This window comes from Streptomyces sp. NPDC052107, from assembly GCF_040680215.1.
Taxonomy (GTDB): domain Bacteria; phylum Actinomycetota; class Actinomycetes; order Streptomycetales; family Streptomycetaceae; genus Streptomyces.
Genome location: NZ_JBFAWG010000090.1, coordinates 1 through 21,537, shown reverse-complemented (window position 1 = coordinate 21,537; position 21,537 = coordinate 1). Strand labels below are relative to the sequence as shown.

Sequence of the window (21,537 nt, the reverse complement as noted above, 5' to 3'; positions counted from 1 at the left end):
CCGAGGAGGGTGCCCGACGTCGCCTGGGCGCCGGGCGTGCGCGTAGCACTCTGCCACAGGTTCACTACGCTTCGCTAATCCAACTGGTGAGCCTATCCGGCCCACCCAGCGGGACGTGTGGCTGACCTCCCGCTGGCGGTGCTTCTCGCTGCGGCTCGGGATGCTGTGGGAGACCGCGCCCTCCGCCTCCCAGACGGGCCAGTGCGCACAGGCCCTGGCCCTGAAGCCCAACACCTCCTGCACGCTGAGCGGCTGGGTGCAGGGTCCGTACGCCTACCTCGGGGTCAGCGGAGGCGCGACGCCAGCACCTGGGCCTCGTCCTCGACGTGGTCGAAGCTCCCGGTCCCGTTCACGACCGGCGCCTCGGGCACGGTCACGGTGTACGTCCACGGCTGGTACGGCCAGGGCGCGGTCTACGCCGACAATCTCACCCTGAGCTGATCCACCGTTCCGACGGCCCCGCTCGGCGATCAACGGGCGGGGCCTGCTCATGTGATCGGCCTGCCGGCTGCGGGGGCCATCGACGGGCGTCCGGACGCCTGCCTTCGTAGTCTGAAAAGACCGGAAGCTCCTCCAGGAGGCCTCCCGCAGGCAGGAGACGGTCGTGATCGAACTGGCCGCGGCGTTCGCCGTCGCGGGCGCTGCGAGCAACGCCGTGGGCACCGCCTTCCAGCGCAAGGCCGCGTCGGCGAGCAGTCGCGGCGGACTCCGGCTGCTCGCGGAGCTGGTGCGCCGGCCCTTCTGGGTGATCGGCATGGGCGGTGTGGTCTGCGCCGCGCTGTTCCAGAGCCTGGCCCTGATCAACGGACCGCTCGCGCTGGTCCAGCCGCTCTTCATCCTGGAGCTACCCTTCGCACTGCTCGTCGCCGCCCCGCTGATGCACAGACGGCTGCCCCGCTGGGGCTGGTGGGGCGTCGGCGGCTGTGTCGTGGGCCTCGCCGTCCTGCTCATCGCCGCCGCCCCGCACGGCGCCGTCAACCACGCGCCGCTCAGCCGGTGGATCCCGGCGCTGTTCCTGTGCCTCGGCGGGATGGCCGCGGCGGTGCTGCTGTCCGGCCGGGGCAGCTCGCCGGCCCGGCGCGCCGCGCTGCTGGCCGCGGCCTCCGCCACGGGCAACGCGCTGACCGCCGCCCTGCTGAAGTCGGCCAGCGGCACCTTCGCCGACCACGGTTTCGCGGCGTTCCTGCGCTCCTGGCAGACGTACGGCTTCGCGCTGGCCGGCGCCGGGTCCGTGATCCTGCTGGAGAACGCGCTCCAGGCCGGTCCGCTGGCTGCGGCACAGCCGGCGCTGACCATCGGCGACGCGGTGGTGAGCCTGACGCTCGGCATGACCCTGTTCGAGGAGCGGATCCGCACGGGCTGGTGGCTGGTCCCGGAAGCGATGGGCGCCCTGCTGATCGTCGGGGGCGTGGTGGTGCTCAGCCGGGCCGTCCAGCGCATCATCGTGGTGCCGGTCGCGGTGGAAGAACGGGACCTGGCGACCTGAGCGCCGCCCCTCGGTGGATGGCGCGCCTGCAGTCTGCCGGGGAAGGCCGGTACCGCCCCTCGGACACCCTCCCCGGCGGCGCGCGCTTCCCTACCGCTTGGCGATCCCGTCGATCCACGACTGGAGGCGTTCGCCCTGGGCGGCCATCAGTCCGGGGTCGCGCAGGGTGTTGGTGAGGACGGACATGCCCTGGTAGGCCGCGACGAGTTCGACGGCGAGGGCGGCGGCGTCGGCGCGGCCGAGCTGGGCGAACTGGGACTCCACCCAGTCGAGCAGGGCCCGCATGACCTTCGCGGCAGCCCGGTCCAAGCCGTCGTCGCGCTTGTCGAGCTCGGTGGCGAGGGTGCCGAAGGGACAGCCGAAGCGGGCCGCGGTCTCGCGCTGGTCGACCCAGCCGGCGACGAGGGCCCTCAGCCGGGCGGCCGGGTCCGGAAGGGCGTCCAACCGGTCGGTGAGCGCTTCCAGTTGCTCGCAGTGGGCGTCCACCGCGGCTTCGACCAGCTGGTCCTTGGTCTTGAAGTAGTAATAGACGTTGCCGAGCGGCACCTCGGCCGTACGGGCGATGTCACCAAGGGTGGTCTTCTCCACACCCTGCTCGTGGAAGACCTGGACGGCCGCCGTCACCAGGCGTTCGCGCTTGCCGCCCCGGCCGGATCGGCCGGGTCGCGCGGACCGGGCCGCGGCGGCGGAATCTGAGTCAGTCACCTGACTGAGGATAGACAACGAGCGACGCCGCGGACTAAAGTCTCGACTTAGTTAGTCAACTAACTCAGAAGGAGCAGTTGCCATGATCGTTGTCACGGGTGCCACGGGGAACGTCGGAGGGGCCCTGGTCGCGGCGTTGATCCAGGCCGGGGAGACGGTGACCGCAGTCGCCCGGCACATCGGCGAGGAAGACGTGCCGCCGGGAGTGCGGGCCGTCGCCGCCGACCTCGCTGAACCGCAGAGCCTCGCCCCCGCGCTGGAGGGCGCCAAGGCGCTGTTCCTGCTCGTGGCCGGAGAGGATCCGGTCGGCATCCTGCGCCGGGCCGCCGCGGCCGGTGTGGGGAAGGTGGTGCTGCTGTCCTCGCAGGGCGTGGGCACCCGGCCCGCCACGTACGCGCACGCGGCCCGCTTCGAGGCGGCGGTGGCCGAGTCGGGGCTGCCGTTCACCGTGCTGCGCTCGGGCGGGCTGGCCTCCAATGCGCTGGCCTGGGCCGAGCCGGTGCGCCGGTACCGCATCGCGGCGGCGCCCTTCGCCGATGTGGCACTGCCGTTCGTCGATCCGGACGACGTCGCCGCGGTGGCGACGGCCGTACTGCGCGAGGACGGACACGACGGCGCCACGTACACGCTGACCGGCCCGGAGCCCACGACCCCACGGCGGCGGGCCGCAGCGATCGCCGCCGCGCTCGGGGAGCCGGTGACGTTCGTGGAGCAGAGCCGCGAGGAGGCCCACGCGCAGATGGCCCGGTTCATGCCGCCCGCCGTCGCCGAGGGCACGCTCGCCGTCCTGGGCACCCCCACTCCGGAGGAGCAGGCGGTCGGCCCGGATGTGCCGCGCCTGCTCGGCCGCCCCGCGGCCCCCTTCTCCGCGTGGGCGGCGCGCAACGTGGCGGCGTTCCGCTGATCCGCCGTCGGCAGAGGGCGGACGCCGGGCCCCGGAAACACCTCCGAAGCGATGATGTCCACGAGCTCGTCCGGTGAGCGGCGAAGGCAGGGCTGGGATGCTGGGGCGATGAGCGAGAAGGCGGGACGCGTCGACGGCGACACCGTCCGCCCGGGCACGTACGCACGTGTCGAGCGCGAGCGGCGCTTCCTGCTGGCCGCCCCGCCCGCGCCGTCGGCGGTGACGGGCCACCCGAGTGATCACCGACCGCTGTCTGCCGGACACCTGCTTGAGGCTTCGTTGTGCCGGGTCGCCGCACGGTCGGCCGAGTTGAGGCTCACACAGAAGGTCCCGGCGGCCCGGCAGCGTGCAGGGGCTTGTCACGAACATCTGTCTGTCGCCGGCCGAGTACGACGTACTGGCCACGCTCCCGGCCCGGGCACTCACCAAGACCCGTTTCAGCGTGCCTCCCCTCGGAGTCGATGTCTTCGCCGGCCGACTGCGCGGACTGGTGCCGGCGGAAGCCGAGTTCGCGACGGACGCGGAGGCCGAGTCCTTCGCTCCACCGAGCACGCGCGTGGCCGAGGTGACGGACGACGCCCGGTTCACCGGCGGACGCCTCGTCCGCGCGACCCGTGCGGAACTGCTCACCTGGCTGGCCGAATACGGCATCCGGCCCGGGGTCTCCTGAAGGCGACCGATCTCCGACGGCGAGCGTCGAAGCTGTGACATGAATCAGCCGACACCGTGCCGTGGTGCCGTACCAGGCCTTCAGCGCCACGAGCGTGGCCAGTGCGGCCGCCAGCAGCCCGGCGAGCATGGCTGCCCGATCGCCGATTGCCATGGAGGTGTGCCTCGTTCGGTCGACCGCGTCGGCGACCGCGGGAAGCAGCGCCGCTCCCATCGCGGCGCCCAGTTGCCGACTGGTGTTGATCACTCCGCCGACCAGGCCCTGGTCACGGTCGGCGATTCCGGCGCTCGCGGTGACCATGCTGCCGAATGCCATGCCGGTGGTGCCGAATCCGACGAGCATCACCGCCGCGAGCGGCAGGTGGGAGCCACCGGTCGTCGGGAGCCGGGTCAGGGCGGCGAAGCCGGCGGTGGCGGCGGTTCCGGCCACCACCAGCACGCGTTGAATGCCGATGTGGCGGATCAGCCGTGTGCCCAGCAGGCCGGTGGCCAGTCCGACGATCCCCTGTGGAGCGATGCTCAGTCCGGCCTCGAGCGGCGACATGTGCAGGACTTGCTGGAGGTACACGGAGAGCACGAGCATTTCACCGCCGTTCCACAGGCCGAGCAGCAGCATGAGGGTGCCGGCGTTGCGCAAGCCGTGGATGCGCAGCAGTGCCGGCTGCACGAGCGGATCGGCGTGCCGGCGTTCGTTCGCCACGAAGACCGCGCCCGCCAGGGCGGACAGCGCGAGCGGGGCCAGCACGGCGACGGAGTCGACACCGGTGGTGGCGGTCTGGGAGACGGCGAAGACCAGGGCTGCCACGGCCAGGGTGATCAGGAGCGCACCCGAGGTGTCCAGGTGCCGCCCGGCACGCGCCGACCTCGACTCCCGCAGGACACGGGGGGCCAGCAGCATGGCGGCCAGGCCCACCGGAACGTTCACCAGGAACACCGAGCGCCAGCTGAGGAACTCCACCAGTACGCCGCCGAGCACCTGGCCGGCGACGAAGCCTACGGACGCCGTCGCACCGTACAGGCCCAGCGCTCTGGTCCGGCGCGGGCCTTCGGCGAAGCCCGTGGTGATGAGCGACAGTGCGGCGGGCGCGACCATCGCGGCCCCGCTGCCCTGCACCAGGCGTGCGGCGATCAGCAACACCGGGTCGCGGGCGAGTCCACCGGCCAGGGATGCGGCGGTGAACACGCCGATCCCCGCGAGGAACAGACGCCGGCGCCCGTAGAGGTCGCCGGCCCGGCCGCCGAGGATGAGCAGGCCCCCGAAGGCGATGGCATAGGCCGTGACCACCCACTGGACCGAGGCTGCGGAGACGCCGAGTTCACGCTGGATCGACGACAGGGCGACGTTCACGATGCTGAAGTCCAGCACCACCATGAAGGCGGCGACCAGGATGAGGGCCAGCCCCAGCCGTCCGTGCTCGCCCGTTCGGCCGGCGGTGCCGGTGTGGTTGTGGTCGTCCGCTGTGCCCTTGTCGTCGCGGGGCTGCGTCGTGGCCGCAGATGGCGTCGACGGACCAGTGGGCCCGGCACATGTCCTCATCGCCGTGCGTCCTTTCGTCGGGCCGGTTCGATCACGCCGTGATGTAGACCGCGGACAGGTCGTCGTCGGCGTGCTCGACGGCGGTGTGCCGCCAGCGGGGCAGCAGCGCTTCGGTGAGCGGGAGGTGGGTGCCGCTGCCGTATGCGGCCTGTACGGCCAGTTCGGCGTCCTTGACCGCGTGCTTGAGCGCGAAGGCGGGTGTGAAGTCGCCGGCCAGCATGGTGGTGGCCTTCTGCACCGCATACGGCGACCCGAGCGGGGTGGACCGCAGCAGTTCCACGATCGAGGCGGGGTCCAGGCCGAGTCGGCCGGCGAAGGACAGAGCCTCCGCGGTGGCTTCGACGAGGTCGACGAGCCAGCTGTTCAGCACCAGCTTCGCCCTGGTGCCGTCGCCGGCCGGACCCAGCCAGACGGTGGCTCGCCCCAACGCGCCGAACACCGGGGTGAGGACGTCCCGCACCCGATCGGGACCGCTGGCCAGGACGATCAGCTGCCCGGCCTCGGCCGGTCCCTGGCTGCCGGAGACCGGGGCGTCCACGAACGTCACCCCGTGCCGGGCGGCGGCCACGGCGAGCTGGGACGACCAGCGAGCTCCGATGGTGGCCATCTGCACCCAGATCAGCCCGCGGCATCGAGCCAGAAACCCGTCCTGGCCGTTCGCGGCCTGCTCGGTGGCGGGCCCGTCGGCGAGCATGGTGATGAGGATTCCGGCGCCCTGGACCGCTTCCGCAGGAGTGTGTGCAACGAACGCTCCGTGCCCGGCCAGGGTGGCGGCGCGGCTGCCGGTTCGGTTCCACACCCGAAGCTGGAAGCCGCCGCGGGCCAGGTTTACGGCCATGGGGCCGCCCATCCGCCCGGTGCCCAGGAAGGCGATCACGGGTGTCTTCGGGGTGCGGCCTCCGAGGGGGGCCGGCGTGCTGTGCAGCGACGTGGGCTGGGTGGTGATCATGACATTCCTTCCGGGCTGGGACCGCCGAACGGGACGGCGGCGGTCATGATGTGGTCGATCTCGGCCAGGTTGAGGTGAAGGTGAGGAGCGCCCAGGCATTGCGCCAGGTGGGCCGGGGTGCGGGCACCGGCGAGGACGGCTTGGACGGCGGGGTGGGCCGGCACCCGGACCACCGCCGGTTCGGCGACCGATGCGTCTCGGCCGGCCGGGAAGGCGCTGAGCGCCGCCACCACGTCGAGGTTGCGGACGAGCCCTGGACCGGTGAAGGCCGGTCCGTCGGCGCGCCGGTCGTCCGGATCGAACGTGGTGTCGGGGAGGATGGCCCCGCCGAGCAGTCCGTGGGCCAGTGGTGCGTAGGCCGGCACGGTGGCGAACTCGGCCCTCTGCGCCGGGGTGTGGAGGGAGACACCCACGTGACGGATCAGGCCTTGCGCCACCGGTTCGGCGTACGTGGCCTCGACACCCTTGCGCAGCCTTGCCGGACCGGCGTCGCGGACCAGCCGGTTCCCGTCCATGCACAGGCCGCCCTTGGCGGACTGAGTCGGGGCGCGCTCGGCCATGGGCCCCCAGTTCCCGCCGGGCTGCCATGTGCCGTACGCGACAGGTGTCATCGCCGGGCCGGATGAGCCCCGTGTCATCGTCTGCATGGCGTCCCCCTTGGTGGGTGGAATCTCCTGCCTCGACGCTCACATCCACCGGAAGCCTCCGGTAGTGGCCCTGTGCTTGCCGGGATACAAACCGTCCTTGTACCGGGCAGGCGTCACAGTCCCCGACCGTTGCCCACCGCCGCCGGCGGGGCGGTCGGCCGATGCCGGAGTCCGGGGGCAGGCCGGCGACCGCACTTGAACGCGGAGCACGCGTTGTGCGGGTCCGGCGAGGTCAGGAGGCAGAACGGCCCGGGATGCCGGTGCCGGTTGCCGGCTCTGCGCCGGATGCCGGCCGGCGCGGCCGCCCGCGTTGATCGCGGCGGGTGATGTGAGCGATCAGGTCCCGTGCCACACCGCTCGGCGGGGTGGAGGCGCCGTCCCAGATGACGCGCAGAGTCCTGCGCAGGTCGAGTTCCGGTGTCCGCACCGTCACGAGCCGGCCTGTGGCCAGATCGTCCTCGACGGCCAGTTCGCTGATGACGGCTGGTGCGGTGCCCGCCAGTGCGGCCGCGCGTACCGCCGCCGTGGTGGGCAGCGACAGCGCCGGGACGACCTGGGGGACGCCAGGACCGAGCACCGCGGCCAGAGCAGCGGTGAGGGTGTCAAGGGTGCCGGAACCGCCCTCCCGGCTGACCAGCGGTGTGGCGGCCAGCTCGGCGGCGCCGACCGGTCGGCGGCGGTGAGCCCAGGGGTGGCCCGGAGTGACGACCACGGCGAGCCTGTCGTGGCCAACGACCCTGCCATGGAGCCCGGCCGGCCGCTGAGGGCCCTCGGTGAATCCGATGTCCGCCGTGCCCGCCATGACGTGGGCGATCACTGTGGTGGTGTTGATCGCGGTCAGCAGGATCTCCGGCGCGGCACGTCCCGGTCGCTGTGCCGCACGGAAGGACGACAGCCAGCCCGGCAGGAGCTGCTCCGCGATGGTCAGGCTGGCACTGACCCTCAGCCGGTCACGGCGGTCGGCCCGCAGGGCGGCGATCCCGGCGTCCATCTCCGCCGCGACACCCAGCAGCCGGGCGGCCCACTCCGCGATCACGACACCTTCGGCGGTCAGGCTGGAGCCGCGCGGACTCCGGTGCACCAGCGTGACGCCGGTCTGGGCCTCCATCGCCCTGATCCGCGCCGAGACCGCCTGCTGGCTCACCCCCACCGCCCGGGCGACGCTGTTCAGGCTGCCCTCCTGCGCCACACCCAGCAACAATTCCAGCGCGGCCAGGTCGGGGACGTGCGTACTGAGAGCCATGAGCCGCCCTCCCAGCTGCAAGCCGGGGTTGTATCCCCTCAAGCCTACGGCGGCTACCGGGGCGGGCCGGCATCTGCGAGCTTCGAAGGCATCGACGCCCCACCACCTCCGGGGAGACCGTCCGGCCAGCCGGACGAGGGCGCGACCAGGAGCCCGGAAGGCTTCACGGCCCCGCATCCAACGGCGCCATCACCTGCTCCCCGGACTCTCCTTCGAGTCCTTCAGGGTGCGATGACCAGCCAGGAGACACGCCATGACCGCCACCACGGCACTGAGCCCGTCCGAACACCAAGTCAAGCGTTCGTTCCTCCTGAAGCGGGTACAACCCGCCATGAACGGCCTGATCGACGGCTCGCTGTCCACACTGGCCCCGATCTTCGCCGTAGCCTTCGCCACTCAGCAGCCGCGTTACGCGTTCTTCGCCGGGCTGGCCACCGCCATCGGTGCCGGTGTCAGCATGGCCTTCTCCGAAGGCCTGTCCGACACCGGGGACCTGACCGGGCGCGGCAGCCCCTACCTGCGCGGTGCCATCACCGGGGCGGGTACGTTCCTCGGCGGGGTGCTGCACACCCTGCCCTTCCTGATCCCGCAATACCGCCTCGCGCTGGCCGTGGCACTGGCCACGATCGCCTGTGAACTGGTGACGCTGGCCTGGATCCGCTGGCGCTTCTTCGGCACGGGCTTCCTGCGCTCGTTCGTCTTCATCGCGATCGGCGGTGCGGTCATCGCCGGCGTCAGCGCCGCGCTCGGCGCCGCCGGCTGACCCCGCTCGCGGCCATGCGCGTCACTTCTCGATGTCCAGCACCGCCATCATGCCCCGGTCCTCGTGGTTGAGGATGTGGCAGTGCAGGACGGTCTTGCCGGTGTAGTCCTTGAACCGGATCCGGATGACGATCCGACCCTTGGCGGAAACGTTCGCGACGTCCTGCAGGCTGTGGCTCTCGTGCGGACGGCCGTTGATGCTCATCAGCTGGAAGTGGTTGGTGTGCACGTGGAAGGAGTGTTCCTCGTTGCTTTCGTTGACCACGGTCCACTCCTCGACCGTGTTCAGTTTGGCCCGCATGTCCACCCGGTTCGGGTCGAACTGCTTGCCGTTGATGTAGAACTTGGTGCCGGCGCTGTTCTCGGAGAACACGACGGTGCGCCGCGCGGCGATCTCCTCGTGGGCCAGATCCACGGTCGGCGCGAAGGACGAGGTGGGCAGCGTCGCCGGTCGCGCGGAGGGCCCTGTGGAGACCAGGGTGGCCAAGGTCGCCTGCGGGAAGGAATTGCCGCCCGGCCCGGTCTCGTACGGGAGCGTCTCCAGCTGGGTGCGGCCGGCCGGACCGCCCTGTACGAGCACGTCGAAGCGGGCCCCGGCCGCGAGGAGCAGCGAGTCGGCCGTCCAGATGCGGTCGACGGGTGTGCCGTCGTGCGCGATCACATGGAACTTCTGGCCCTGCAGGCGGACTTTGTAATAGATGTTGGCGCTGATGTTGGCCAGTCGCCACAACTGGGTCTCACCCGGCCGGATGCGGATGACCGGGTTCAGCTGGCCGTTGACGGTGCGATGGGTGGGCGCGCCGATGTGCAGATCCTTGGTCCTGATCGCATCGCCCTGGGTCTGGAAGTCCTTGAGCGCGATGACGTGCTCGGTGATGTGGCGCAGGTTCGCCGGAAGGTACTGCTGCAGGCCGTCGACGATGAGGATGCCCGACATGCCCCCGGCGACCTGAGACGCGGCGGTGTGGTGCGGGTGGGGGTGGTACCAGTAGGTGCCGGCTCGCAGCGACTTGGGGAACTGGTAGGAGTAGTGGAACGTCTCGCCCGGATGGACGTGGAGGAAGATGTTGTCGGCGTCGCCGCTCGGTGACACATGGAGACCGTGCACATGCAAGTTGGTCTCCTCGCCGAGCGTGTTCTTCAGGGCCAGCTCCATCTTGTCCCCGGGCCGGATCCGCAGCGTGGGCGGCATGTAGCTGCCGTTGTAGGTGAGTGCCCACAACGCGTGGCCGCCAATGTTCACGCGCCGTCTCTCCACGACGATGTCCGCCCGCAGCAGCCCGTTGTGGCTTACCAGTTGCGCCGGTTCCCTGAGAGCGGAACCTGTGGCGAACGAGAGCGTTGGCGACGGCGATGACATCATCGACGACGACCGGGACGGGGTGCTGGTGCAGCCGCTCATCAGGGCGCCGAAGGCAAGGATCAGCGCCATGGTGATGCGTGGCAGCGTGGAACGGGATCGCATGACGCCTCCAGTGATGAACACACGGTCTCGCGTAGCTGACCACCACGAAAACCCCAGGGCTAGCCACACGCGCCCCGGCTGGACCGTTCGAGCGACGCTCTGCACCCCGATGCCACCCCTCAGTCACCTGTGGTGTGCTTGCCGTCATGCGCGAGCACCCCGCACTCCGCCTGCGGGGCCAGAGGTTTCATGTGGTCGCGCACGACGACACACCCGTCGACCGCTTCTGGACGGCCGACTCGCTGCTCCTCGCGGCCGACCAGGCCAAGGCCTGCGCCAAGGTCGGCCCCTGGCCTCCACCCGGTTCGGCAGGCCGGAGGGCGACGAGCGGAGGCGATGGTGTCCAAGGCGGTGACCGCTGCTCTGGACTGAGCACCCGCACAGCAGGCGCCGTAGAGCCGGACGGGTGACGACCAGTGATGCTTGACGGCCACTTTGCGCGCCACTCCGCACCCGTTTAGCCATTTTGTATATTTATTTCCCTTATGGTGCGGTACGACGGGAGTTTCGGGCGGGGGTGCGCACAACGCGTCGTGGCAGGGCGCGGGTTGGGATGGTGACCATGGGTGGAATCAGCCGCCGCAGTGTGGCACGCCTCAGTGTCGGTGCCGGCCTCGGTGTGGCCGCCGCGTCGTTCGCCTCTTGTGGTGGCCCGGGCGGACGGGACGGTGCCCCCGGAAGCCCGGACGAGCGGAGGGCGGTCCGGCTGATCGGGGACGGCTCGACCTCGTACACCGGTCGTCAGCCGCACCAGCCGGCGTCTTCCCTGCCCCTCGAACCCGGCCAGACACCACCGCAGTTCGTGGTGTTCTCCTGGGACGGCGCCGGCGAGTTGGGCATGGGCCTGTTCCCGCGCTTCCTGGAACTCGCCCGCACCCACGGCGCGCACATGACCTTCTTCCTGTCCGGCCTCTACCTCCTGCCGGAGCACAAGAAGCGCCTCTACGACCCGCCGAACAACCCGGTCGGTGCCTCGGACATCGGCTATCTCACCGACGAACACCTCAAGGCGACGCTGAAGTACGTCCGTGAGGCCTGGCTCGACGGCCACGAGATCGGCACACACTTCAACGGGCACTTCTGCACCGGCTCCGGATCGGTGGCCAACTGGAGTGCCGAACAGTGGCGTTCGGAGATCGAGCAGGCGCGGACCTTCGTCAAGTCGTGGCGCACACATACCGGTTGGCACGACGAACCGTCGCTCCCCTTCGACTACGACAAGGAACTCGTGGGCGGCCGCACCCCTTGCCTGCTCGGGCAGTCGAACCTGCTGCCGGCCGCACGGGAAGTCGGCTGGCGCTACGACGCCTCCTCACCGGGTGGGCTGCAACGCTGGCCGAGGAAGCAGGGCGGCATCTGGGACCTGCCGCTGCAGAGCATCCCTTTCCCCGGGCACACCTTCGAGGTGCTGTCCATGGACTACAACATGCTGGCGAACCAGTCCAAGACCACGACGCGGGCACCGTCCTACAACTACCCCTACTGGCGGGCCCAGGCGACACAGGCGTACCTGGCCGGGTTCCAGCGGGCCTACGAGACCAACCGCGCGCCGCTGTTCATCGGCAACCACTTCGAGCAGTGGAACGGCGGCATCTACATGGACGCGGCCGAGGAGACGCTCAGGCAGATCGCCGGCCGGGAGGACGTGCGCCTGGTCTCCTTCCGGCAGTTCGTCGACTGGCTCGACGCCCAGGAACCCGAGAGCCTCGCGAAGCTGCGCAGCCTCCAGGTCGGTGAGAAGCCGGAGGGCGGGTGGACCGCGTTCCTGCGCCCCGCCGAGCGCGCTCGGGACCGGGCGGGCGCCGCCGGGCGGCGGACGGAGATGCACAGAACCGCCATTCCGCCGGAGCGCCGACTCACCGTCCCGCAATCAAGGCCACTTTCCACCGATTGGACTTTGTCCGGGGCGGATCGGCCCTCCTGGCGTGGGTGGCATGTCACCAGATGGAATCACCGGTGACATGCCGGCCGGGGATGTCGTCGTCGGGGTGAGCGACTCACTCGCCGGGCTGACCGCGTTGCGCCGCGGCATCGTGGGGCGCGCAGAACCGCCGCGCGCTGGTGGCCGTGCGAGCCTGGTAGCCGCCGGAGGGCGACGCCCTCTACCGGCGCCGGCCCGAGCCCTCGTGGGCCCGGCTGCGGGCCGACGAGGCACGCCGGCGGCTGGACAGGGCCTTCGAACTGGCGGTCGGCGGACCTCCGGCCGACCTGCGGATCGAACGGCGGGTCGTCAGGGGCTCCGCGGGGCCGGTGCTCTGCTCGGTCGCGTCGTCCCCGGACCACGGGGCCTGGCCATCGGCATGGCCAGGCCCCGTGGTCCGGCGGCCCGGCCGCACCGCCGGCCGGTGCACCGGCACGTCCCGGCCCGGGCCCGGTGCGAGGTCCTGGTCGTGGCCGGCCCCCGGCTGCTGCCACGCGAGGCACGGATCCTGCGACGCGGCCGACACATGGAACGGCGGGACGGGGCGACGGGCTTGGCCACATGAGCCGGGATGGACTTCGTGTCGCGAGCTCGGACGGACTCGGTGTCGTGAGCCCGGACGGACTCCTGTGTCGTGGGCCCAGCCATGACGCGGGCGGGATCAACCCGCCTGGCGGCGGGCGTCCACCTCGATCTCGATCTTCATGCGAGGGTCGGAGAGGCCGCACTCCAGCATGGTGGCGGCCGGACGGACGGCGCCGAAGCAGCGACGCAGCACCGGCCAGCACGGCTCGAAGTCCGCGCGGTCCGGCAGCAGATAGCGCACCCGCACCACGTCGGCGAAGGTGCACTTCGCCTCGGTGAGCGCGGCCTCGATGTTGCGCAGGCACTGCTCGGCCTGTTCCACGACGTCGTCCGAGATCGTCATGGTGGTGTAGTCGAACCCGGTGGTCCCGGACACATGCACCCGGTCGCCGTCGACCACGGCACGGGCGTAACCGATCTGCTCCTCGAAGGTCGAGCCGCTGAGGATCGCACGTCGCTCTGTCATGCGCGGAACGCTAGGTGACCAGCGTTGATACGTCTCATACTGACGTCGGCATGGAGTGATATCTCTGCGCAGATGGACTCTGCGCAGATGGACCGCCCCGAACTCCCGCCGGCGCAGCCGCACGCCTTCGTCGTGCTCGCCGAGGAACTGAACTTCGGTCACGCCGCCGCCCGTCTGGGTATCGCCCAGCCGCCGTTGAGTCAGCAGATCCGCCGGCTGGAGGAGAAGGTCGGGCATGCGCTCTTCGACCGTGAACCGGGGCGCGTGCGGCTCACCCCGGCCGGCCGTGCCCGGCTGCTGGAGACGATCGATCAGGGCCCGCGGCCCATGCTCTGAACGCTGAGGCGTGCTGTCACTGCTCCGGCCGCACCGGATGCCTGCTCATGATCGAGACCCGGTTGAAGGCGTTGATGGTCACGGCCACCCAGATCACCGCCGCTATCTGGTCGTCGGTGAACATGTCCCGCGCCGCCGCGTAGGCGGCGTCCTGCGCGGCGGCGTCCGCGGCGGCGGTGGTCGCCTCGGCCAGCGCCAGGGCGGCCCGTTCGGCGGGCGTGAACAGCTCGGTGTCGCGCCAGGCGGCGAGCACGCCCAGGCGGTCCGGGGTGTCGCCGGCCCTGAGCGCGGCGCGGGTGTGCACGCGCAGACAGTAGGCGCAGCCGTTGATCTGGGACACCCGGAGGTTGACCAGCTCCACCAGGGTGCGCTCCAGGCCCGCCTCGGCTGCGGTCGCCCGGACCGCCTCGGACGTCTGCACCAGCGCGTGATACGCCTTGGGACTCTGCTTGTCGATGAAGATCCGCCGCGTGGCGCCGACCGTGACAGGACTGCTCAACTGGACTCCTCCGACTGCGATGGCCAGCCACCCGTTAGATGTTGAATCCTAAACTACCATTTGCCCCACAAGGAAACGACGCCCATGCCCGCCTCTCTCACCTCTCACGTGGAGTCATGGCATCCGGAACCGGTGACCGACGAGGACGCGCTGCCGCCGGCTCCGACGGCAGCCCTGTCGGCCCTGCTGGACCTCCCCGGTGCCGCCGCCGGGTCCGGCGACCACCTGCCGCCCCTGTGGCAGTGGCTGTACTTCCTGCACTGGGCGCCCCAGCAGGCCCTCGGCCCCGACGGACACCTGCGCGACGCCCGTTTTCTGCCGCCCATCCCCCGTCGTCGGCGCATGTTCGCCGGCGGACGCTGCGAGATCGCCGAGCCGCTGCGCCTGGGCGAGCCCGCCGAGCGCGTCAGCAGCCTGGCCGCCGTCACGCCCAAGCAGGGCCGCAGCGGCGAGTTGCTGTTCGTGACCGAACGTCAGGAGTTCCGGCAGCACGGCCGCATCTGTCTGGTCGAGGAACAGGACATCGTCTACCGCTCGGGCGACGGCTCCACGCCCCGGCACCCGGCCACGCTCGACGACTCGGCCGTACCGGAGCCCGACGGCCCGTGGCGGCTGCGCCTGCGGCCGACCGAGACCCTGCTGTTCCGGTTCAGCGCGCTCACCGCCAACGCCCACCGAATCCACTACGACGCGCCGTACTGCCGTGACGTGGAGGGCTATCCGGGTCTCGTCGTCCACGGCCCGCTGCTGGCCCTGCTCATGCTGGAACTCGTACGCGGGAACGCCCCCGAGCGGCAGGTGCGGTCGCTGTCCTACCGCCTGCACCGGCCGGCCTTCGTCGGCGAGCACCTCCTGGCAGACGGCACGCCTTCCAACGGACAGGCGTCCCTGCACATCGCCGGCCCCCGCGAGCCGCGGCACGCCACCGCCGAGGTGGCCTTCGCATGACCCACCCGGACGCCGACCGTGCCGCGTTCGCGCCGCGTTCCGGAATTCGCCCCGCCACGCCGTGCCGGAAATTGCCTCGCCGCCCGATGTCCGCTGTGCCAGGCTTGCACAAGCAACCCTCCGTGACCAAGGAGCCGACCGATGCGCCGACAGTTCATGTCCCACACGAAAGGAATGGCCATCAACCTGAAGGACATGACGCTCTGTGCGCACCACGTCACACACGCTCAACCTGGGGATCCTGGCGCACGTCGACGCCGGTAAGACGAGCCTGACCGAGCGGCTGCTGTACGCGGCCGGGGTCATCGACGAGATCGGCAGCGTCGACGCGGGCAGTACCCGGACCGACAGCCTGGAGCTGGAACGCCGCCGCGGCATCACCATCAAGACGGCGGTCGCCAACTTCGTTCTCGGCAGCGACGGTTCGGCCGTCTCCGTGAATCTGGTCGACACCCCTGGACACCCGGATTTCATCGCCGAGGTCGAACGCGTCCTCGGCGTCCTGGACGGCGCGGTGCTCGTCGTCTCCGCCGTCGAGGGTGTACAGCCGCAGACCCGCGTGCTGATGCGGACGCTGAAGCGGCTCGGCATCCCCACGCTGCTGTTCCTCAACAAGGCCGACCGGCGTGGCGCCGACGACGGCCGTGTGCTGCGCGAGATCGAGCGCAGGCTCGACGTGCCCGTGATCCCCATGGCGCGGATCGCCGGCGGTATCGGCACGGCCGAGGCACAGGCCGTGGCCTTCGCTCCGGAGGACGCCACCTTCACGCAGCGCCTCCTGGACACACTCACCCTCCACGACGACAGCCTGCTCGGCGCATACGTCACCGACGCGCGCTCCGTCCCGTACGAGCGGCTGCGTACCGCACTCGCCGCGCAGACCCGCGCCGGGCGGATCCATCCGGTCTACGTCGGCTCGGCGATCACCGGCACGGGGGTCGCCGAACTCATCGAGGGAGTACGGGAGTTCCTGCCCGCCCGGGGCGGCGATGCCGGAGGGCCGCTGTCGGGGCGGGTGTTCAAGGTGGAGCGCGGCGAGAGCGGCGAGAAGATCGCGTACGCCCGGCTGTTCTCCGGCGAACTCAGGGTCCGCGAGCGCGTCCCGGTCGCGGGGCGCGAGGGCAAGGTCACGGAGCTGGCCGTCTTCGACCGGGGTGCGGTGGAGCGCCGGGCGTCGGTTCGAGCCGGTCAGATCGCGGCACTGCGCGGTCTCGCCGAGGTCCGGATCGGGGACGAGATCGGCCGGGAGCCGGACGACCGCCCGTACCAGCATGTCTTCGCGCCGCCTTCGCTGGAGACCGTCGTGGTGCCCGCCGACCCGGCCGACAAGGGCGCCCTGCACCTGGCCCTGACCCAGCTCGCCGAGCAGGACCCGCTGATCGGGCTGCGGCAGGATCCCGAGGGCCAGGAGCTTTCCGTCTCTCTGTACGGCGAGGTGCAAAAGGAGGTCCTCGCCACCACTCTGGCCGAGGAGTACGGGCTCGCGGTCGTGTTCCGGGAGACCAGCCCGATCTGTGTGGAGCGCGTCACCGGGACCGGAGCGGCGTACGAGATCCTCGACCACGGCGGGAACCCGTTCCTGGCCACCGTGGGGCTGCGGGTGGAGCCGGGCGCGGTCGGCGCAGGGGTCGTCTTCCGCCGGGAGGTCGAACTCGGCTCGCTTCCGCTGGGCTACATGCGCGCCGTCGAGGAGACGGTCCACACCACGCTGCGGCAGGGCCTGTACGGCTGGCAGGTGCCCGACTGCCTGGTGACGATGACCCATTCGGGCTTCTGCAGCATCCGCAGCACGGCCGGCGAGTTCCGCGGCCTGACCCCGCTGGTCCTGATGACCGCGCTGCGCCGGGCCGGGACGGTCGTGCACGAGCCGATGCACCGCTTCCGCCTGGAGTTCCCGCAGGACGCCTACGCCGCCGTGTCACCGGCCCTGGCCCGCCGCCGCGCCCTCACCGACCCACCCGTCGTACTCGCAGACGCGTACACGGTCGAGGGCCACGTGCCCGCGGACCAGGTGCACGGCCTGGAAGCCGAGCTGCCCGAACTCACCGGCGGCGAGGGCGTCCTGGAGACGGCCTTCGACCACCACCGCCCGGCCACGACTCCGCGGACCCGCAAGCGCACCGACCACAACCCACTGCACCGCGAGGAATACCTGCTGCACGTGCATCGGAGGGTGTGAGGCCGCGCCGCTTTCGGGTTCGGTCGACGCATTGCAGGGCGTGGGAACCACTGCCGCTGGAACGGGAAGGGGCGGGGCGGTCGGATGCGAACCGACGTCCTCCGAGATGCTGTCGCGGCGCACTACCTCTGTGCTACGGCCCCGCCTTGCCGATGATCATACGCCGGGACCGAGCCGGGAGGGCAGGCCGCCGGGCCGGCTCAGGCCGACGGGCTGATGAGTTCGTCGGCGACCCACCGGGCGACCCCGGCGGGGTACGGCGACGACAGTCCGAGCACGATGTGCCGGAAGCCGGCGTCGATCGCCTCGCCGACCGCGTCCCGGGTGCTGCCGGGCTCGTCGTAGGACACGGGCAGGTGGATCGAGCGGGTGACCGAGGCGGGGTCACGGCCGATCTCGGTGCAGTAGCGGTCGAGCAGCGCGTTGCGCTCCACGATGTCGTCGATGTCACCGCCGCCGGGGATGTTCCACAGGTCGGCGTGCTCGGCGACCACGCGCAGCGTCGTAGACGAACGCCCGCCGATGAGGATCGGCGGGTGGGGGCGCTGGACGGGTTTGGGATTTCCGGACGCTCCGGTGAGGCGGTGGTGGGTGCCGTGGAAGTCGAAGGGCTCGGCTTCCGTCCACAGCCGCCGGATCACCGTGCAGGCTTCGGCGAGGCTCGCCACGGCGTGCGCGGAGTCGTGGAAGGGCAGGCCGTGTGCTTCGTACTCGCGCCGGGCCAGGGGATGGCCGGGGCGTGAGCCGACGCCGATACCGAAGTCGAGCCGTCCGCCGGAGACGATGTCGACGGTCGTGGCGATCTTGGCCAGCAGCGCGGGCGGCCGGAACCGGTTGCTGGTCACGAGCACGCCGACGCGCAGGCGACGGGTGTGGGCGGCGAGGGCCGAGAGCAGCGTCCAGCCCTCGAAGACCGGACCGTCCGGGTCGCCGAAGATGGGCATGAGGTGATCGAACAGCCAGGCGTGCTCGATCTCCGGGATCGTGTCCGCCTCACGCCAGACCCGCAGAAGGTCGTGGTAGTCGACCTGCGAGGGCGCGGTCATGATTCCGAAGCGAGGCCGGGATGGGTGCGGCATGAGCTGTTGGTCCTTTCGGCACACGGAACTTGGCGGTTCCGGGACATGGCCATGGCGGATGCGGCGCTCACCGGCGTCGCAGTGCGGGGTCGAGCAGCGCGGGCGGGGTGTCGTGCTTCTCCTCGGGGGCCAGGTCGACACCGGGGGCCACGATCGCGTCGATGGCGTCGAGTACGTGGGCGGGCAGCACGGTGTCGGCGGCGGCGAGTTGGGCCCGCAGGTGGTCCGGCGTGCGGGGGCCGATGAGCGCGCTGGTCACCGCGGGATGCGCGGTCACGAAACCTAGCGCGAGCTGGATCAGCGTGAGGCCGGCCTCGTCGGCGACCCGGGCCAGCCGCTCTACGGCTTCGAGCCTGACCCTGTTGGCGGGGACGCTGATGTCGAAGCGTTGCGGCATGAACGCCGAGCGGCTGGTGGTGATGTCCCGGCCGGCGCGGATCGCGCCCGACAACCAGCCCGAGGCCAGCGGGCTCCACACCAGCACACCGAGCCCGTACTCCTCGGTCACGGGCAGCACATGGCTCTCGATACCGCGCTGCAGGACGGAGTAGCTGGGCTGTTCGGTGACGTAACGGCTCAGGTGGTGCTCGCGGGCGGCCCACTGCGCCTGGACGATGCGGTACGCCGGGAAGGTCGAGGAGCCGAAGTAGCGGACCTTTCCCGCGCGTTGCAGGTCGGTCAGGGCCGTCAGGGTCTCCTCGTCGCTGGTGTTCGGGTCCCACCGATGGATCTGGTAGAGGTCGACGTGGTCGACGCCGAGGCGGCGCAGGCTGTTGTCCAGCGCAGTGACCAGCCAGCGGCGCGAACCGCCCCGGTGGTTGCGCTCGTCGCCCATGGGCATGGCGGCCTTCGTCGCCAGCACGATGTCGTCACGGCGGCCCGCGATGGCCTTGCCGACCATCTCCTCCGACTCACCGTCGCCGTACATGTCGGCGGTGTCGACGAGGTTGATCCCGCCTTCGAGAGCGGCGTCGACGATGGCGGTGGCCTCGTCCTGGGTGGTGCGTCCGATCCTGCCGAAGTTCATCGCGCCGAGCGCGAGAGAGCTGACCTGCACACCGGTGCGGCCCAAGGTGCGGAACTGCATGACCTGTCTCCTCACTGCGGGGGGCATCGTAAAAACCGATGCCGAAAAGTGATGTAGTCGCGGAATCCGATTGCGGGAGGTGGAGCGTCGCGGCGATGGCATGGCCCGCCCTGACCGGCCCGGCTTGGCGGTCGGCCCGGCGCTCTGACACCATAAACAAAGCGGAACACCGTTCCGGTAAAGACGATACGGAACACTGTTCCGTTTAGCAAGCACGGCTGTGGAAGGAGCGGCGCTGTGAACGACGGCGGCGAGGGGCCGGGGCGCGCGGCCCGGCCCAGGCGGAGCGACGCCCGGCGCAACAAGGAGACGCTGCTCGACGCGGCCGCGGCGGTCTTCGTCACGTCGGGTGTGGAAGCGCCGGTACGCGACATCGCGGCGCGGGCCGGGGTCGGAGTCGGAACGATCTACCGCCACTTCCCGACGCGTTCGGATCTCATCATCGCCGTCTACCGGCACCAGGTGGAGAGCCTGGCCGAGGCCGGTCCCGCGCTGCTGGAGTCGAGTGCCACCGCCCACGCCGCACTCGGGCGGTGGATCGACCTCTTCGTCGATTTCCTGGTCACCAAGCACGGACTCGCCGCCGTGCTGAAGTCCGACAACGCTGGCTTCGACACGCTGCACACCTACTTCCTCGAACGGCTCGTCCCGGTCTGCACCGAGCTGCTCGAAGCCGCGGCCGCCGCCGGCGAGATTCGCTCCGACCTGCAGGCCTACGAGCTCATGCGCGGTGTCGGCAACCTCTGCATCGGCGCGGAGAGCGACCCCCGGTACGACGCGCGCCGGCTGGTGGACCTCCTGGTCCAAGGTCTGCGCGCCGAACACGCCGACCACCGAACCGGCAAGTGAGGGAGGCGGGTCCCCGGCATGGCCCGCGGCGTACTGTCGCCACTCCCCCAGCCTGTGTGTGCGGCATCCGTATGCTCCCGGCATGAAATTCTTCCGGTCGCGTGGCCGAAACGATGCGGAAAAGACCGCGACATCCCCGTTGACCCAGGCCATGACCCTGTACAAGGACGGGCGTTATGCCGAGGCGGAGACCGAGGCCCGCGCCGTCGCCGAGGCCCGGTCGGTGCTGCGCCTCGATTCCTACGCACCGCTGGCCCTGAGCGTCGCCGCGCTCGCGATGAGCGCCCAGGGCCGGCATGCCGAGGCCCTCGCCGCCTACGACGACCTGCTACCGGGGTTCGGCAGGACCTTCGGCGCCGAGCATCCGCAGACACTCAAACTCCGCTCGGACCGCGCGCAGACGCTGGCCGCGCTCGACCGGCATGCCGAATGCGAGGCGGAGTGCGCGGCCGTGGCCCGGATCGCCGGTCGCGGGGTGGGGTCGGACATGTCCCTCATAGCCGGGGCTGCCCGTAACGGACTGGTCTTCGCCCTCAACGAGCAGGGCCGCCACGAGGAGGCCGAGACACTCGCCCGTGAGGCTCTCGCCGCCCACGGCGCACCGAGCCGGCTGGCCCTGGTCCTGCAACTCGGCCTGACTCGCAGTCTCAACGGTCAGGGCCGCCACGAGGAGGCTCTTGCCGAAGCGGAGCGTGTCGGCGCGCTGTGCCGGAAACTGCCCGAGGGCCTCTCCCGCGCGGAGACCGGGGCCGTTGAACTGGCCGTCGCCACCGCGCTTTTGGGGCTGGGCCGCGCTGCCGAGGCCCGCACCCTGGCCATGACCGCCCACGCCACCTGTCGGGCGGGGTTCGGCCCGGACCATCGCCGCACCGTCGAGGCCCGGGCGCTGCTCGACCGCATCGACGGCATGTGACAGAGCAGCCCCTACGGATACCCCGACACGCAAGATGGGGGACTTCCCCCGATGTGCGGGGAGCCGACGTGCCGTCAGGCTCAACAACTTCATTAACTATCCCGGGTGTTGTGCTCGTATAGTTCTGTGCATGGAGTTGCTGCGGATGTCCAAGGCTGCGAAGTGTCTCGGGATACACCCGTTGACGCTTCGTCAGTGGGCGTTGGACGGCAGGATCCCGTTCACGTGGGTCGGCTGTGAGCGCCGGTTCTCCTCGGTGGACGTGGAGAACATGAAGCGCGGCAGCGACTTTTCAACTGCGCGTCCGC

General features: G+C 70.9%; 19 protein-coding genes, 1 tRNA gene and 2 pseudogenes. 11 read left to right on the top strand and 11 right to left on the bottom strand.

The window, feature by feature from the left end:
* Positions 1–178 precede the first annotated feature (178 nt).
* Positions 179–441, top strand: a pseudogene (locus AB0M27_RS40155) (chitinase); the annotation flags it as partial.
* Between the two features lie 163 nt (positions 442–604).
* A complete protein-coding gene (locus tag AB0M27_RS40150) occupies positions 605–1,486 on the top strand; it encodes a DMT family transporter (RefSeq protein WP_365729832.1) in 882 nt (293 codons plus the stop codon).
* Positions 1,487–1,576: 90 nt separating this feature from the next.
* Here AB0M27_RS40150 and AB0M27_RS40145 read toward each other — a convergent pair whose 3' ends face one another.
* Positions 1,577–2,110 (bottom strand): TetR/AcrR family transcriptional regulator, encoded by a 534-nt coding sequence (locus tag AB0M27_RS40145; protein WP_365729834.1) that lies wholly within the window; start codon positions 2,108–2,110, stop codon positions 1,577–1,579.
* A gap of 163 nt (positions 2,111–2,273) precedes the next feature.
* Between AB0M27_RS40145 and AB0M27_RS40140 the strand changes: the two genes are divergently transcribed.
* On the top strand, positions 2,274–3,095 hold the full coding sequence (locus AB0M27_RS40140; protein ID WP_365729830.1) for an NAD(P)H-binding protein: 822 nt from the start codon (positions 2,274–2,276) through the stop codon (positions 3,093–3,095).
* A 316-nt stretch (positions 3,096–3,411) separates the two neighbouring features.
* On the opposite strand, the gene AB0M27_RS40135 is transcribed toward AB0M27_RS40140, so the two are convergent.
* The 4 genes from AB0M27_RS40135 to AB0M27_RS40120 all read right to left on the bottom strand — a co-directional run bounded on the left by AB0M27_RS40135 (position 3,412) and on the right by AB0M27_RS40120 (position 8,140).
* Positions 3,412–5,301 (bottom strand): MFS transporter, encoded by a 1,890-nt coding sequence (locus AB0M27_RS40135; protein WP_365729828.1) that lies wholly within the window; start codon positions 5,299–5,301, stop codon positions 3,412–3,414.
* 31 nt (positions 5,302–5,332) lie between these two features.
* Positions 5,333–6,250: an NAD(P)-dependent oxidoreductase gene (locus AB0M27_RS40130; RefSeq protein WP_365729826.1), complete on the bottom strand. Its 918-nt coding sequence runs from the start codon at positions 6,248–6,250 to the stop codon at positions 5,333–5,335.
* Entirely contained in the window at positions 6,247–6,897 is a 651-nt protein-coding gene (locus AB0M27_RS40125; RefSeq protein WP_365729824.1) for an aldo/keto reductase, read from the bottom strand. Before AB0M27_RS40125 ends, AB0M27_RS40130 begins: the two co-directional genes overlap by 4 nt.
* 232 nt (positions 6,898–7,129) lie before the next feature.
* Complete coding sequence (locus AB0M27_RS40120) at positions 7,130–8,140, bottom strand: LysR family transcriptional regulator (protein WP_365729821.1); 1,011 nt, start codon at positions 8,138–8,140, stop codon at positions 7,130–7,132.
* A 253-nt stretch (positions 8,141–8,393) separates the two neighbouring features.
* On the opposite strand from AB0M27_RS40120, the gene AB0M27_RS40115 reads away from it, so the two are divergent.
* Entirely contained in the window at positions 8,394–8,903 is a 510-nt protein-coding gene (locus AB0M27_RS40115) for a hypothetical protein (RefSeq protein WP_365729819.1), read from the top strand.
* A 21-nt stretch (positions 8,904–8,924) separates the two neighbouring features.
* On the opposite strand, the gene AB0M27_RS40110 is transcribed toward AB0M27_RS40115, so the two are convergent.
* A complete protein-coding gene (locus AB0M27_RS40110; protein ID WP_365729817.1) occupies positions 8,925–10,367 on the bottom strand; it encodes a multicopper oxidase family protein in 1,443 nt (480 codons plus the stop codon).
* A gap of 146 nt (positions 10,368–10,513) precedes the next feature.
* On the opposite strand from AB0M27_RS40110, the gene AB0M27_RS40105 reads away from it, so the two are divergent.
* Positions 10,514–10,777, top strand: coding sequence for a hypothetical protein (locus AB0M27_RS40105; protein WP_365729815.1), 264 nt, complete (start codon positions 10,514–10,516; stop codon positions 10,775–10,777).
* Positions 10,778–10,929: 152 nt separating this feature from the next.
* A complete protein-coding gene (locus AB0M27_RS40100; RefSeq protein ID WP_365729813.1) occupies positions 10,930–12,327 on the top strand; it encodes a hypothetical protein in 1,398 nt (465 codons plus the stop codon).
* A 622-nt stretch (positions 12,328–12,949) separates the two neighbouring features.
* On the opposite strand, the gene AB0M27_RS40095 is transcribed toward AB0M27_RS40100, so the two are convergent.
* The gene (locus AB0M27_RS40095; protein WP_365729811.1) at positions 12,950–13,339 is read right to left on the bottom strand and encodes a RidA family protein; all 390 of its coding nucleotides are present in this window, start codon (positions 13,337–13,339) and stop codon (positions 12,950–12,952) included.
* A gap of 87 nt (positions 13,340–13,426) precedes the next feature.
* Between AB0M27_RS40095 and AB0M27_RS40090 the strand changes: the two are divergent.
* Positions 13,427–13,624 (top strand): annotated as a pseudogene (locus AB0M27_RS40090) (LysR family transcriptional regulator); the annotation flags it as partial.
* Between the two features lie 67 nt (positions 13,625–13,691).
* On the opposite strand, the gene AB0M27_RS40085 reads toward AB0M27_RS40090, so the two are convergent.
* The gene (locus AB0M27_RS40085) at positions 13,692–14,174 is read right to left on the bottom strand and encodes a carboxymuconolactone decarboxylase family protein (RefSeq protein WP_365729809.1); all 483 of its coding nucleotides are present in this window, start codon (positions 14,172–14,174) and stop codon (positions 13,692–13,694) included.
* An 84-nt stretch (positions 14,175–14,258) separates the two neighbouring features.
* On the opposite strand from AB0M27_RS40085, the gene AB0M27_RS40080 reads away from it, so the two are divergent.
* Both AB0M27_RS40080 and AB0M27_RS40075 read left to right on the top strand, forming a co-directional pair.
* Positions 14,259–15,122, top strand: a complete 864-nt coding sequence (locus AB0M27_RS40080) for a hypothetical protein (RefSeq protein ID WP_365729807.1) — start codon at positions 14,259–14,261, stop codon at positions 15,120–15,122.
* 205 nt (positions 15,123–15,327) lie between these two features.
* Positions 15,328–17,301 (top strand): translation factor GTPase family protein, encoded by a 1,974-nt coding sequence (locus AB0M27_RS40075; protein ID WP_365729806.1) that lies wholly within the window; start codon positions 15,328–15,330, stop codon positions 17,299–17,301.
* Positions 17,302–17,371: 70 nt separating this feature from the next.
* Here AB0M27_RS40075 and AB0M27_RS40070 read toward each other — a convergent pair.
* The 3 genes from AB0M27_RS40070 to AB0M27_RS40060 all read right to left on the bottom strand — a co-directional run bounded on the left by AB0M27_RS40070 (position 17,372) and on the right by AB0M27_RS40060 (position 19,467).
* Positions 17,372–17,446: transfer RNA gene (locus AB0M27_RS40070), tRNA-Leu, on the bottom strand.
* A 55-nt stretch (positions 17,447–17,501) separates the two neighbouring features.
* The gene (locus AB0M27_RS40065; RefSeq protein ID WP_365729804.1) at positions 17,502–18,380 is read right to left on the bottom strand and encodes an LLM class flavin-dependent oxidoreductase; all 879 of its coding nucleotides are present in this window, start codon (positions 18,378–18,380) and stop codon (positions 17,502–17,504) included.
* A gap of 67 nt (positions 18,381–18,447) precedes the next feature.
* Entirely contained in the window at positions 18,448–19,467 is a 1,020-nt protein-coding gene (locus AB0M27_RS40060; RefSeq protein ID WP_365729802.1) for an aldo/keto reductase, read from the bottom strand.
* 237 nt (positions 19,468–19,704) lie between these two features.
* On the opposite strand from AB0M27_RS40060, the gene AB0M27_RS40055 reads away from it, so the two are divergent.
* Positions 19,705–20,316 carry a TetR/AcrR family transcriptional regulator gene (locus tag AB0M27_RS40055; RefSeq protein ID WP_365729800.1) on the top strand — a complete coding sequence of 204 codons (612 nt, stop codon included), beginning with the start codon at positions 19,705–19,707 and terminating at the stop codon, positions 20,314–20,316.
* Positions 20,317–20,467: 151 nt separating this feature from the next.
* Entirely contained in the window at positions 20,468–21,229 is a 762-nt protein-coding gene (locus tag AB0M27_RS40050) for a tetratricopeptide repeat protein (RefSeq protein ID WP_365729798.1), read from the top strand.
* Positions 21,230–21,537 lie beyond the last annotated feature (308 nt).

Coding starts and splice junctions, on each gene's coding strand:
- AB0M27_RS40140 (WP_365729830.1), top strand. CDS start 2,274: ATGATCGTTGTCACGGGTGCCACGGGGAACGTCGGAGGGGCCCTGGTC.
- AB0M27_RS40135 (WP_365729828.1), bottom strand. CDS start 5,301: ATGAGGACATGTGCCGGGCCCACTGGTCCGTCGACGCCATCTGCGGCC.
- AB0M27_RS40130 (WP_365729826.1), bottom strand. CDS start 6,250: ATGATCACCACCCAGCCCACGTCGCTGCACAGCACGCCGGCCCCCCTC.
- AB0M27_RS40125 (WP_365729824.1), bottom strand. CDS start 6,897: ATGCAGACGATGACACGGGGCTCATCCGGCCCGGCGATGACACCTGTC.
- AB0M27_RS40120 (WP_365729821.1), bottom strand. CDS start 8,140: ATGGCTCTCAGTACGCACGTCCCCGACCTGGCCGCGCTGGAATTGTTG.
- AB0M27_RS40115 (WP_365729819.1), top strand. CDS start 8,394: ATGACCGCCACCACGGCACTGAGCCCGTCCGAACACCAAGTCAAGCGT.
- AB0M27_RS40110 (WP_365729817.1), bottom strand. CDS start 10,367: ATGCGATCCCGTTCCACGCTGCCACGCATCACCATGGCGCTGATCCTT.
- AB0M27_RS40105 (WP_365729815.1), top strand. CDS start 10,514: ATGCGCGAGCACCCCGCACTCCGCCTGCGGGGCCAGAGGTTTCATGTG.
- AB0M27_RS40100 (WP_365729813.1), top strand. CDS start 10,930: ATGGGTGGAATCAGCCGCCGCAGTGTGGCACGCCTCAGTGTCGGTGCC.
- AB0M27_RS40095 (WP_365729811.1), bottom strand. CDS start 13,339: ATGACAGAGCGACGTGCGATCCTCAGCGGCTCGACCTTCGAGGAGCAG.
- AB0M27_RS40080 (WP_365729807.1), top strand. CDS start 14,259: ATGCCCGCCTCTCTCACCTCTCACGTGGAGTCATGGCATCCGGAACCG.
- AB0M27_RS40065 (WP_365729804.1), bottom strand. CDS start 18,380: ATGCCGCACCCATCCCGGCCTCGCTTCGGAATCATGACCGCGCCCTCG.
- AB0M27_RS40060 (WP_365729802.1), bottom strand. CDS start 19,467: ATGCAGTTCCGCACCTTGGGCCGCACCGGTGTGCAGGTCAGCTCTCTC.
- AB0M27_RS40050 (WP_365729798.1), top strand. CDS start 20,468: ATGACCCTGTACAAGGACGGGCGTTATGCCGAGGCGGAGACCGAGGCC.